General features: G+C 73.5%; 9 protein-coding genes. 7 read left to right on the forward strand and 2 right to left on the reverse strand.

Annotation, left to right across the window (positions count from 1 at the left end; all coding sequences use genetic code 11):
- Nucleotides 1–262: 262 nt before the first annotated feature.
- On the reverse strand, nt 263–727 hold the full coding sequence (locus ACFYX3_RS38870) for a PepSY domain-containing protein (protein ID WP_389024384.1): 465 nt from the start codon (nt 725–727) through the stop codon (nt 263–265).
- Nucleotides 728–859: 132 nt separating this feature from the next.
- Between ACFYX3_RS38870 and ACFYX3_RS38875 the strand changes: the two genes are divergently transcribed.
- The 7 genes from ACFYX3_RS38875 to ACFYX3_RS38905 all read left to right on the forward strand — a co-directional run bounded on the left by ACFYX3_RS38875 (nt 860) and on the right by ACFYX3_RS38905 (nt 10527).
- Complete coding sequence (locus ACFYX3_RS38875; protein ID WP_382663449.1) at nt 860–1546, forward strand: response regulator transcription factor; 687 nt, start codon at nt 860–862, stop codon at nt 1544–1546.
- A complete protein-coding gene (locus ACFYX3_RS38880) occupies nt 1539–2963 on the forward strand; it encodes a sensor histidine kinase (RefSeq protein WP_389024387.1) in 1425 nt (474 codons plus the stop codon). The genes ACFYX3_RS38875 and ACFYX3_RS38880 overlap by 8 nt, the downstream gene beginning before the upstream one ends.
- Before the next feature lie 227 nt (nt 2964–3190).
- Entirely contained in the window at nt 3191–4183 is a 993-nt protein-coding gene (locus ACFYX3_RS38885; protein ID WP_116162144.1) for an alpha/beta hydrolase-fold protein, read from the forward strand.
- Between the two features lie 4 nt (nt 4184–4187).
- Nucleotides 4188–5699: a peptidoglycan DD-metalloendopeptidase family protein gene (locus ACFYX3_RS38890; protein WP_389024391.1), complete on the forward strand. Its 1512-nt coding sequence runs from the start codon at nt 4188–4190 to the stop codon at nt 5697–5699.
- A 170-nt stretch (nt 5700–5869) separates the two neighbouring features.
- Nucleotides 5870–7903 (forward strand): family 43 glycosylhydrolase, encoded by a 2034-nt coding sequence (locus ACFYX3_RS38895; RefSeq protein ID WP_389024394.1) that lies wholly within the window; start codon nt 5870–5872, stop codon nt 7901–7903.
- A 363-nt stretch (nt 7904–8266) separates the two neighbouring features.
- Nucleotides 8267–9076 (forward strand): serine/threonine protein kinase, encoded by an 810-nt coding sequence (locus ACFYX3_RS38900; RefSeq protein ID WP_181924692.1) that lies wholly within the window; start codon nt 8267–8269, stop codon nt 9074–9076.
- A complete protein-coding gene (locus tag ACFYX3_RS38905; RefSeq protein ID WP_389024397.1) occupies nt 9073–10527 on the forward strand; it encodes a serine/threonine-protein kinase in 1455 nt (484 codons plus the stop codon). Before ACFYX3_RS38900 ends, ACFYX3_RS38905 begins: the two co-directional genes overlap by 4 nt.
- Here the strand turns inward: ACFYX3_RS38905 and ACFYX3_RS38910 are convergent.
- Entirely contained in the window at nt 10524–12179 is a 1656-nt protein-coding gene (locus tag ACFYX3_RS38910; protein ID WP_389024400.1) for a peptidase M23, read from the reverse strand. The two genes, ACFYX3_RS38905 and ACFYX3_RS38910, sit on opposite strands and share 4 nt — an antisense overlap.
- Nucleotides 12180–12214: the final 35 nt, after the last annotated feature.

Here is a 12214-nt window from a genome sequence, read left to right on the forward strand (position 1 = left end):
CGACGTGACGGTCACGGCCGCGGCGGTCGCGGCCACCAGAGCGGTGGCGACGGCGAGCTGACGACGGGTGGGCTTGGGCATGAATCGCACTCCTCCAGACGGCTGTACCGGTAGGTCACCGGCGCGGGCCAGACCATCAGGCGCCTGCGAAGAAAAGGTGAACAACCGGTCGAACGCACGTATCCCGAACACGTCGAGTACCGGTCCGGCGGCTGTCCGAATTGTGCGCGATTCATGCGATGGGGGCGAGGAAAGGCCGATGTCAGTCCTCGTCGTGTCCTTCGGCGTCGTGGCCGCTGCCGTCGCGGTCGTCGCCGGACTTGTCCGCCGTGACCTTGCCGTCGACGGCGTTGACGGTGACCTCGTGCTCGGCGCCCTTGGCGTCGACGATGTCGACCTTCCAGACGGGCTTGCCGTCCACACCGTCCAGCTCCACGCCGGTGACCGTGCCCGCCACGGACTTCACGGCCGTACCGGCGGCCGTGTCCAGGTCGACCTTCACGGACTTGACCAGCGAGGCGTCGGCATCTCCGTCGTGGTCGTCACCGTGATCGTCGTCGTCCTCCCGCTCGTGCGAGGCCGAAGCAGCCGGCGAGTCGTCGTGATCGTCGTCGTCCGCGAAGGACGCCGCGGTGGCGGCGCCGGCGCCACCGAGGACGACGGTGGCCGCGAGCACGGCGGCGAGGGTGCGGCGGCGGCCGGTCAGGGCGAGCAGGCGAGCCTTCATGAGGACGGTTCCCTTCGGTCGTGGGCGGCGGGACGGTGCCGTCCCGCCGCCGTCCACCATGGACGAGCGACCCTGAAGCCACGCTGAAGCTTCCTGAAGATCGTTTCAGGGACGGTCTGAGACGCTGGGGACATGCGCCTGCTGATCGTGGAGGACGAGAAACGCCTCGCCACCGCCCTGGCCCGCGGGCTCGCGGCCGAGGGTTACTCCGTGGACCTCGCCCACGACGGCGTGAGCGGGCTGCGTCTCGCCCGGGAGCAGGGGTACGACCTGATCGTCCTGGACATCATGCTCCCCGGCCTCAACGGCTACCGCGTCTGCGGACAGCTGCGGGCGGCCGGCGACACGACGCCGATCCTGATGCTCACGGCGAAGGACGGCGAGTACGACGAGGCCGAGGGGCTCGACACCGGCGCGGACGACTATCTGACCAAGCCGTTCTCGTACGTCGTCCTCAAGGCCCGCATCCGCGCCCTGCTGCGGCGCCGCCCGCAGACCGGCCCCCAGGTGCTGCGGATCGGCGACCTGACCGTCGACCCGGCGGCCAGACGGGTCGACCGGGGCGGCGTCGACATCGCGCTGACCACGAAGGAGTTCGCGGTCCTCGAGCACCTCGTCCGGCACGCCGGACAGGTCGTCTCCAAGGCGGACATCCTCGCCCACGTCTGGGACTTCGCCTACGACGGCGACCCGAACATCGTCGAGGTCTACGTGAGCGCCCTGCGCCGCAAGCTCGACGTGCCCTTCGACCGGCGCTCCATCACCACGCTGCGCGGAGCCGGCTACCGCCTCGAAACCGACGGCGGCCGGGATGCGTAGGCCGTTCTCCTCCGTACGGGCCAGGGCCGCGCTCGCCGCGACCCTGGTCGTCGCCGTCGCTCTGGTCGCCGCGGGGGTCGCCGTGGTCGCCGTGCTGCGCCACGACCTGGTCGACCGGGCGAGCCTGCAGTCCGAGGTCACCGCCCGCACGGTGGCGGGCGCCCAGGCCGCGCTGAACGGCGACTTCGGCACGCTGGACCCACCCGCCGACGAGGAGCGGATCGTGCAGGTCGTGGGCTCCTCGGGCGAGCTGCTGGCCGCCGGCGAGGACCTGCGCGGCCGCGCCCCCGTCGCGGACTTCGCGCCTGCCCCGGCGGGACCCGCGCCGTCGGACGGCGACCACGACGAACCGGACGACCATCCGGCCCGTGGCAGGGTCGGTACGGACGTGGCCCACCGGACCCTCGACATCCGGTACGGCGACGAGATCCACACGTACCGCTTCGCCGCCGTCGAGGGCACGACCTACGACGGCCGCACGTACACCGTCTACGCCGGCACTTCGCTGGAGGACGGGCAGGCCACCCTCGACCAGGTCAACCGCGCACTCCTCGTGGGGTTGCCGTTCCTGCTCGTGGTCGTCGCGGTGGTCACCTGGCTGGTCACGCGCCGTGCGCTGGGTCCGGTCGAGGGGATCCGGGCCGAGATGGCCGAGATCACCACGAGCGGCGACCTCTCGCGCCGGGTGCCCGAGCCCGCCTCGCACGACGAGATCGCCCGGCTCGCCGCCACCACCAACGAGACCCTGGCCGCGCTGGAGGAGTCCGTGGAGCGGCAGCACCGCTTCGTCGCCGACGCCTCCCACGAACTGCGCAGCCCCATCGCCTCGCTGCGCACCCAGCTGGAGGTGGCCCGGGCGCACTCCGAGCTCCTCGACGTCGACGAGGTGCTCCAGGACGTCGTCCGCCTCCAGCACCTGGCGGCGGACCTGCTGCTCCTCGCCCGCCTCGACGCCGGCGAGTCCCCAGTGGCAGGCCGGATCGACCTGGCGGCCCTCGTCCACGAGGAACTCGCCGGCCGCGCGGCGACGGACGTCATCGTCCCGACCCTCCGCATCGACGACGGACCGCTCGAAGTGAACGGCAGCCGCGGCCAGTTGGCCCGGGTCCTGGGCAACCTGCTCGACAACGCCCAGCGCCACGCCACCTCCACGATCGGCGTCGGCCTGCGGGCCGAGGGGCCGAATCTGCTGCTCACGGTCACCGACGACGGCCCCGGCATCCCCGAGGCCGACCGCGAACGCGTCTTCGAACGCTTCGTCCGCCTCGACGAGGGCCGCACGCGCGACGAGGGCGGTGCCGGCCTCGGCCTGGCGATCGCACGCGACGTGATCCGGCGCCACGGGGGAACGCTGACGGTGAGTCAGGCCCCGCGCGGCGGCGCCGCCTTCGAGGCCCGGCTGCCGAGAGCGAGCTGACGGACGAGGGGCGGACACGGCCGGAGCCGGCGTCCCCTCGGGGTCACCGGTGGCGCGGGGGCCCTCTCCGTCGGGCCTGCCGCGCTCGTCCAGGACGTCGCCACCGGGCTGTCCGTGCCTGGCCGTAGCCCACGCGCGGGTGCCTGTCAGTCCGCAATCTTCCGGGGTCCCCCGGCGCGGCGCCGTTGCTACGTTCCCGAGCGTCGTCCCGCTTCGACCCGGAGGTCATGTTGAGCGCGAAGAACCCCACCCGTCGGAACGTCCTCAAGGCAGCCGGAGGCCTCTCGGCGGCGATCGCCGTGGGCGGTGGAGGCGTCCTGGCCTCGGCGGCGCCCGCCGCCGCCGTCGGGGACGGCTTCGGGCTGCGGATCGTGGACCGCAACGAGGCCGACCCGCGCATGTGGTACTACCGCTTCCAGACCGGCGCCATCGGCTGGAACCCCGGCGTCAACGTGCTCCTGCCCGACGACTACCACTGGAGCGGACGCACCTACCCCGTGCTCTACCTCTTCCACGGCGGCGGCAACGACCAGGACTTCATCACCTTCGACCGCGAGGGCGTCCGCGACTGGACCGCGGGCCGGCCGATCATCGTCGTCATGCCCGACGGCGGGCACGCCGGCTGGTACTCCAACCCGGTGAGCTCCAACGTCGGCCCGCGGAACTGGGAGCAGTTCCACATCTCCCAGCTGATCCCCTGGATCGACGCGAACTTCCGTACGTTCGCCGAGTACGACGGCCGTGCCGTGTCCGGCTTCTCCATGGGCGGCTTCGGCGCGCTGAAGTACGCCGCCAAGTACTACGGCCACTTCGCCTCGGTGAGCGCCCACTCCGGTCCGGCCAGCCTGCGCCGGGACAACGGCCTCGTGGGCCACTGGGCCAACGCGAGCTCCGCGGCGCTCGACCTGAACGGCGGCACCATCTACGGCGTGCCGTTCTGGGACGAGGCCCGGGTCAGCGCGGACAACCCGGTGCAGCGGATCGAGAGCTACCGCAACAAGCGGGTCTTCCTCGTCGCCGGTACCAGCCCCGACCCCATCAACTGGTTCGACACCGCCAACGAGACCCAGGTCCTCGCCGGGCAGCGGGAGTTCCGCTCGCTCCTCGGCAACGCGGGGATCCCGCACGAGTGGTACGAGCTGCCCGGCGGCCACTTCATCCGCCACGACATGATGCAGCGCGACATCGACGGCGTCATCGACCGGCTCCGCAAGGCGTGAGCGGATGCGTCCCCGACCTTCCCGACACGCGCTGCGCCGGTTCCTCGCGGCGGCGGTCGCCCTGCTGCCGGCACTGGTCGCCACGACCCCGGCCGCGGCCGCGACCGCCGGCTCCGCCTCTGCGTGCCCGGCCGCCGGCTTCGTGAGCCAGCCGTTCCACCCGGGCCACAACGGTGTCGACATCGCCAACGACGTCGGTACGCCGATCTACGCGGTGGGTGACGGCGTGGTGACCATCTCCGGCTACACCGGTGACTACGGCCAGTGGATCCGCATCCAGCACCCGGACGGCAAGACCTCCGAGTACGGGCACATGTCCCAGCGGGACGTCTCGGTCGGCGACCATGTCGTCGCCGGCCAGCGGATCGCCCTCATGGGAGCCGAGGGCAACGCGGACGGCCCCCACCTCCACCTGCGGATCTGGGGGGACCTGTCGTACTCGTACGGCATCGACCCCGAGGTCTACCTCGCGGAGGGCGGCGTGGTGCTGCCCTGCATCCCGGGCAGCGGTCCGCGTCCCAGGCCGCTCGTGTACCCGGCGGAGTCCGGCCGGGTGGTGTCGGCGCGGTCGGCGGACGGGCGGCTCGAAGTCTTCGCCGCCGGCGCGGACGGCGTCCACCACGCCTGGCAGCGGGAGGCGAACCGCGACTGGTCGGAGTGGGAGCGGCTGGGCGGGCCCGTGAACGCCCAGCTGGCGATCGCTCCGAACGAGGACGGCCGCCTGGAGATGTTCGCCATCGACGGGACCGTCTTCCGACACCGCTACCAGCTCGCCCCCTCGGGCGCCTGGTCCGACTGGGAGGACTTCGGCGGCGGCGGCCGCGACATCGCGGCCGGCGTGAACGCCGACGGCCGCATCGAGGTCTTCGCCTCCGGCCCGGTCGGCGTGTTCCACCGCTACCAGCTGACGCCGAACGGCGGCTGGTCGGCATGGGAACCGACCGGCGGCGGGCCCGCCGACAGCCGCATCGAGATGGAGAAGTCGCCCGACGGGCGCCTCGAGGTCTTCGCGCTCAACGGCAGCACGTTCCAGCACCGGTACCAGACGGACCCGAACGGCGGCTGGTCCGCGTGGGGCGACTTCGGCGGCGGCGGTCACGACCTCACGGTCGACCACAACGCCGACGGCCGCATCGAGGTCTTCGCCTCCGGCCCGGTCGGGGTCTTCCACAAGTACCAGACCAGTCCGAGCAGTTGGTCAGGGTGGGAGGGCACCGGCGGGCCCGCGGACTCCCAGCTCAGCAGCGAGCGCACGGCCGACGGGCGCGTCGAGGTCTTCGCCATGAACGGCGACACGGCCGTGCACGCCTGGCAGACCGGGGTGAACGCGCCCTACCACGCCTGGGAGACCTTCGGCGGGGGTGGCACCGAGGTCACCGCGGCCTCGAACGCCGACGGCCGGATCGAGGTCTTCGGCACCAACCCCACCGGCACGTTCCACATCTGGCAGACCGGCTTCTCGGCCTGGTCGCCGTGGGGCTGGGTGAACAGCACCGCGGGACCCGGCCTCAGCTGATCCCCACCGGCCGACCTCCGAGCTCCGATCCCCACCGGCCGGTCCCCGAGCTCCGATCCCCACCAGCCAGGCCCCCGAGGTCCGTTCCCCCGACCGCCGCCGTCCTTCCGACCCGCGGCCGGCCGAGCCCTCACGGCGCGGCCGGCCGCGCGGTTCCCCTGGAGACCCTCATGCTTCCGATCAGCAGACGGAACCTGCTGCGCGGCGCCGCCGGGCTCGGCGCGCTCTCGGTGCCGGGCGCCGCCGCCCGCGCCGTGGCCGCGACGGCCGGGGCCGTCCCGCCCGCCCGGTGGATCGGCGCGGGACCCTTCGCCCACGTCTACGACCCCTCCACCCCCGCCGGGCCGCGCTACCTCAACGACCACACGCTGATCCGGGCCCAGGGCCGCTGGCATCTGTTCAGCATCGTCGGGAGCAGCGCGCCGCGCGGCGAAGTGCCGGACAGCTCGGCGGAGACCTCCTTCGCCCATGCCTCCGCGCCGACCCCGCAGGGCCCGTGGACCACGCACCCCGACGCGCTCACCGTCGCACCGTCGTACTTCGGCGAGGAGCACCTGTGGGCGCCGCACGTCGTCGAGGCGGGCGGCCGGTTCTGGATGTTCTACGCCGCGGGCGGTACGAGCGGGGCCGCCATCAACCTCGCGACCTCCACCGATCTGTTCGCCTGGACCCGCGAGCCGTCCGGGCCGCTCTTCCGGGGGATCGCCGCCCGCGACCCGATGGTCCTGCGGATCGGCGGCGAGTGGGTCATGTACTACACCGAGCTCTCGGGCCCTGGCGGCCACCACGTCGTGGCCTACCGGCGGTCCGCCGATCTGGTGCGCTGGAGCGAGCCGGGCGTCGCGTTCACCGACGCGAGCACGGACACGACCGTCTCGGTCACCGAATCGCCGTACGTCGTCGAACGGGACGGCTGGTACTACCTGTTCATCGGGCCGCGCAACGGCTACGCGGGCACCGATGTACTGGCCTCGCGCGACCCCTTCCGCTTCGACCTCACCGGCCCCGCCGGCCATGTCCCCGGTCACGCGGTGGAGGTGTTCGCCGACGGGGACGCCTGGTACGCGAGCGCGGCCGGCTGGTTCGGGCAGGGCCTGTACGTCGTGCCCCTGGAGTGGCGGGACACTCCCCCGCCGTGGCAGAGCCCGGACAACCCGGTGGCGGGGCTCGACGTGGCCGGCCGGCTCACGGTGTTCGCGCTCGACGCCGCCGACCGCTCGATGCTGCGGCGCGTCCAGCTCGACGCGAACACCGACACCTGGTCGGAGTGGGAGGCCTTCGGAGGGCCCGCCGGTGCGGTTCCCACCCTGGGGCGCAACGCCGACGGCCGCCTTGAGGTGTTCTCGCTCGCCCCGGGCGGTGTCAACCTGCACCACCGGACGCAGCGGTCGGACGGCGGCTGGGACGACTGGGAGGAGTTCGGCGGCCCGGCGGGTGCGGCTCCCGCCGTCGCCCGCGACTCCGCCGGACGCCTGGAGGTCTTCGCGTCGAGCCCCGGCGCGGCCTCCTTCGCGCGGCGACGGCAGCGCTCACCCGGATCGGCGGTCTGGGACGCGTGGGAGCCGGGCTTCGGCGGGGCCGCGGGTGCCCCACCGGCGGTGGCCGCCAACGCCGACGGCCGGTTGGAGGTGTTCGTCCTCGCGGTCGGCGGCTCCGGGATCCGCCACCGGTGGCAGGAGTCCCCCGGCGGCACCTGGACCGGCGCCTGGTACCCCTTCGGCACCGCCGCCGGTGCGGCGCCGCGGGTGGCCGGGGACGGCAGCGGCCGGCTCACCGTGGCCGCGATCGGGCCGTCCGGCGCGGGGACGTTCTTCCGGCGGCAGACCGTGCCGAGCGGTGGCTGGGACGACTGGCAGCCGCTGTTCGGCTGGAGCGCCGCCGCCCCGGCGCTCGCCGTCAACGCCGACGGCCGTCTGGAGGCGTTCTCCCTGTCCCCCGGCGGTGCCCGCCTCAGCCACCGCTGGCAGGTGACGCCGGGCGGGAGCTGGGACACGGGCGGGGAGTTCGGCGAGCCCGGGACCGTGCTCGCGGCCACGCCCTCGGCCGCCCTCGACGCCACCGGGCGGATCCACGTCTTCGCCGTCACCGCCGAGGGCCGGATACGGACCCGTGTCCAGGACCGGCCGAGCGGCGGGTGGCGGCCGTGGACGGCCTTCGGCGACCGTCCGGTCGCGCCCCTCGTGTCGGGCAGCCCCGTACTCTGAGTGCGGGCCACGCTGCGCTCCGTACAGATTGCGCCAAGTAGGAGGGAGGCGAGCGGACGTTCGGCCGCCTGACGAACCTCCCGGATCGCCTCTTACTCCCCCTCCGGTCGCCGTGACCTACCCCACCTTGCGCACGGCGTCCCCCGCCCCCTGGCCCGCGGGTCTCTCCGATCTCAAGGTCCCTCGCACCTCTGGGCTGTGATGTTGCGACGACCACGAGACCTCGGGGACCGACCGAGGGGGGGCGACGGCCGGCGCGGTCGGTCCCTGCCGAAGTGGCCGAAGGACGCCGGTGAACTCTACTGACTGGTGAGTATCGTTCCGCTCGTCCGACAACCGCTGACGGGACGAAGAGGGGGAGCGGTGAGCGGCGTAGTCGTTCATCTGCCGCGGGGAAGCGGTGGCGCCGACGGCGGCGAACCAGGCGGGGACGCGGTCACGTTGCGGCTCGGTCCCGGCCAGGTCGCCCGCTTCGGACGGGGATCCGCGACGACCCCGGTCGAGCTCCGCCTCGCCGACGCGGCGATCTCCCGGCTCGCCGGGGAGATCCGCGCGACCGACGACCACTGGCAGCTGACGAACCACAGCACCACCCACAGCTATCTGGTGGAGAACCCCGAGGGAGCGGGCGAGTACCTGAGGGTCTCGCCGCGGCGCGTCGGGGCGCCCGTCCCGTTCGAGTTCTCCCGCGTGGTGCTGCCCACCCGCGGCGAGCTCGCGGTCTCCTTCCAGGTGTTCGCGCCCGACCACGTCTATCTGGACCCGGACGCGATGGGCGCGCCCTGGGGCAGTCGTACGGTCACCGCGTACTCCCTGGACGAGTCGGCCACGTACTTCCTCGTGCTCGTCGCGCTCTGCGAGCCCCGGCTGCGCGACCAGTCCCGCGTGGCGGTCCCCACCACGCCGCAGATCGTCGAGCGGCTCAGGGGGCACGTCACCGGCGGCACGCTGACCGCGCGGGCGATCAGCTCGCACATCGACTACCTCGCAGAGGAGAAGCTGCGCATCGGAGTCCTCGACGCCCTGGAGCCGGGCAAGGGAGACCGCCGCAACGGCAAGCGGGAGGAGATCGTCGGGCTCGCGCTGCGGTTCGGTCTGGTGCGGGAGGAGCATCTCGGGCTGCTGCCGTCCCTGGCCGGGGGCGGCGGGCGGGAGCGGCAGAGGCCGCGATGACGGTGTCGCACGGCCCGCACGACACCGCGGGACTCGACCGTACGGAGCTGCTGCCGCCCGGCCACCGGGTGGGCGACTGGGTGGTCACCGAGCTGATCGGGTCCGGGGGCTGGTCCACGGTGTACGCGGCACGGCCCGCCGGGCGCCGCCGCGAGGGCGACGGCCGGGCGCCGGAGCCCACCGAGGTCGCCCTCAAGATCATGCCGACGGCCGGGCTCGCGCCGCGGCAGGCGCGCAGGATCGTGGAGTCCGCCCGGCGCGAGGTCGAACTCGGGCGCAGGGCCGGGCATCCCCGGCTGATCGGCCTGCGGGAGTCCTTCGTCCTCGCCGCCCCGGAGCTGCCCGCCGTGGACGGGGCGATCGTGCTGGTCATGGAGCGGGCCGCCGGCAGTCTGCGCGAGCTCCTCGACGCGGGGGTGTCCGAGGCCGATCGCGGCCGGCTGATCGCGGGGATCTGCGAGGGCCTGGCCCATCTGCACCGCTCGGGCTGGGTGCACGCCGACCTCAAGCCGGAGAACGTCCTGCTCGGCCGGGACGGTTCGGTGAAGCTCTCGGACTTCGGCCTCGCCACGGAGCTGACCGGGACGCACGGGTACGTGCCGCCCATGGGCACCCTGGACTACCTCCCTCCGGAGCGCTGGCGGGCGCCCCTCGGGGAGCTCGGCGTGCAGGTCCGGCCGAGTGCCGACATCTGGGCGCTGGGGGTCGTCGTCCACGAGGTGTTCGCCTCGGGCGCCTCACCGTTCCCCGGCGCCACACCCGTTGCGCGGGGCGCCGCCGTGCAGGAGTACGGCGAGGGGCGTGCGCCGCTGCGCATGGACCCCGCGGTGCCGCCGTTCTGGCGGGCGCTGGCCGCCGACTGCCTGGCCCCGACCCATGCGGCACGCGCCCCGCACACGGCCGAGAGCCTCCTCGCCCGCATCGAGGCCCGGGGGCTCGCGCACGACGACGCCGAGAAGCACGACACGCGGCTTCGGGGCCGGGTCCGGGCGGCCGTCCTGGCCGCCGCGCTCTGCGGGACCGCCGGCGCGGCACTGTGGTCGGACGCCGTACGGGAGGGCGCGTCCGGTCACCGTCCCGGCGCGGTCAGGGTCTTCAACGCGGAGCGGGGCTGTCAGGACCGGACGGACAGGGACCCGCAGTGCAGTCTGGGCCTGGCGATCGACCCCCTGCGGCCGTACGCCGCGGGCAATGTCGTACCGACGCGGGTGTGGCACGGCGACGTCCTCACCGCCGACTGCCGGCTGCCCGACGGACAGCCCGTCATCGACGAGGAGGACCTGCAGTCCACCCTCTGGTTCCGCGTCCGGCTGCCGCACGGCTCCCCGTACCGGGCGGCCTGGCTCCCCGCCGTGCGCACGAAGGACCGTCCGGCGCTGCCGGGCTGCCCCCGGCCTCAGGCCGGACCTCCGCAGCACGGAGGTCCGGCCCCTGGAGGGCCCGGCTCCTAGTCGATCGCCGGCCCGGAGTCGTTCAGCCGGCCCCATTCCGCCCAGGTGGTGAAGCCGGTCTGCCACCGGTGGTAGACGCCGGCGTGGCTGGTGCCGAACACCTCGATGCGGCCGTCCGCGTTGTTGCTCGCGCCGATCTCGGTGCCTCCGCCGCCGAAGGTCTCCCACGGCGAGTACGCGGCGTTCGGACCGGTCTGCCAGGCGTGGCCGGCGGTGGCGGAGTTGATCGCGAAGACCTCGACCCGGCCGTCGACCGAACGCGCGGTGGTCAGCTCGGCGTTCGAGATCCCGCCGGTGCCCGTCCACGCCGACCAGGACGTCGGGTTCGTCTGCCAGCGGTGGAAGACACCGCTCGCGTTGGAGGCGAACACCTCCAGACGGCCGTCCTGGTTGTGGCTGACGGCGACGTCGTGTCCGCCGCCGCCGAAGTCCTCCCAGGCGGACCAGCCGCCGTTGACCGCGGTCTGGTACAGGTGCCCGAACGTCGCGTCCGACAGCGCGAACACCTCGAGACGGCCGTCGGGCGCGTTCTCGACGGCGAGCCGCGCGTCGGCCGGTCCGCCGCCGGTGCCCTCCCAGTCGGCCCAGCCGCCGCTGGGCGCGGTCTGCCAGCGATGGAACACGCCGTTGGCGTTGGAGGCGAACACCTCGATACGGCCGTCGGCGTTGCTGCCGGCCGCCAGCCGGTATCCGCCGCCGCCGAAGTTCGCCCACGCGGACCATCCCGCGCTGGGCCCGGTCTGCCACATGTGGTCGAACGTGCTCGCCGAGAGCGCGAACAGCTCGAGCCGGCCGTCCGCGTTCGACGCGACCGCCAGCTGCGCGTTGCGCGGGCCGCCCTCGAACCGCCACGGCGACCAGGCCCCGTTGACCGCGGTCTGCCAGGCGTGCCAGACGCCGTCGGCGCCCGCGGCGAAGGCCTCGAGGCGTCCGTCGGCGGACCGCCCGGAAACCACCCGCCCCGAGCCGTACGGGTGCCTGGGGCCGGCGCTCATGCCGGACCACAGCGCGTTGGCGATGGTCACCGCGTCGCCCGCCTGGACTCCGTACAGGTAGCGCAGGTCCTCGCGCGGCCGCTGGACGTGCCAGCAGACCTCGCCGATCGCCTCGTCGTTCCACGAACCGCCCGGGTACTGGGATTCCATGGCGTCGAGGAAGGCGTTGGTGGCGTAGACGGGGTCGAGCCGCTGCTCCTTGGTGCCCCACCAGTCCTGCTGCTGGAACAGCCCGACGCTGGTGTAGTCGACGGCCTGGGAGTAGTTGTTCATGCTGCTCTCCACGATGATCGTGGCGAGCGCGATGGCCGCGGCCTTCTCGTTGAGCCCCCGGTCCTTCACCGCCTGCGTCACCATCCGCGCGCAGGACATCTTGTAGGCGTCGAGGTAGCCGGCCATCTTCGCGTTCAGCTGCGGGTTGAGCTGGTCGGCGAGGACTCCGTCGGTGGCCGACGGGCCGGCCGGGTCACAGGGCTCCGTCGGGATGGCGAACCCCTCCGGGCCGCTGAAGTACCGGGAGACGCCGTGCCGGTCCTTGCCCGGTTCCGGCACGGGCCGGGCGCCGGCCGCCGGGGCGGTCAGCCCGACGGCCAGCGCCCCGGCTCCGGCGACGACGACCAGTCGGGTGAGCGCACGGCGTAAGAAGTCTCTTGCCATCACGAGCCTTTCTGTCACGGAGTCGGTGGGGAGAA

The sequence above is a fragment of the Streptomyces sp. NPDC002463 genome (assembly GCF_042889835.1).
GTDB classification, from domain to species: Bacteria; Actinomycetota; Actinomycetes; order Streptomycetales; family Streptomycetaceae; genus Streptomyces; species Streptomyces nymphaeiformis.

Excerpts from the sequence above, each read along its gene's own strand:
- ACFYX3_RS38885 (WP_116162144.1), top strand. The coding sequence starts at position 3,191 with ATGTTGAGCGCGAAGAACCCCACCCGTCGGAACGTCCTCAAGGCAGCC.
- ACFYX3_RS38905 (WP_389024397.1), top strand. The coding sequence starts at position 9,073 with ATGACGGTGTCGCACGGCCCGCACGACACCGCGGGACTCGACCGTACG.
- ACFYX3_RS38890 (WP_389024391.1), top strand. The coding sequence starts at position 4,188 with ATGCGTCCCCGACCTTCCCGACACGCGCTGCGCCGGTTCCTCGCGGCG.
- ACFYX3_RS38870 (WP_389024384.1), bottom strand. The coding sequence starts at position 727 with ATGAAGGCTCGCCTGCTCGCCCTGACCGGCCGCCGCCGCACCCTCGCC.
- ACFYX3_RS38875 (WP_382663449.1), top strand. The coding sequence starts at position 860 with ATGCGCCTGCTGATCGTGGAGGACGAGAAACGCCTCGCCACCGCCCTG.
- ACFYX3_RS38880 (WP_389024387.1), top strand. The coding sequence starts at position 1,539 with ATGCGTAGGCCGTTCTCCTCCGTACGGGCCAGGGCCGCGCTCGCCGCG.
- ACFYX3_RS38895 (WP_389024394.1), top strand. The coding sequence starts at position 5,870 with ATGCTTCCGATCAGCAGACGGAACCTGCTGCGCGGCGCCGCCGGGCTC.
- ACFYX3_RS38910 (WP_389024400.1), bottom strand. The coding sequence starts at position 12,179 with ATGGCAAGAGACTTCTTACGCCGTGCGCTCACCCGACTGGTCGTCGTC.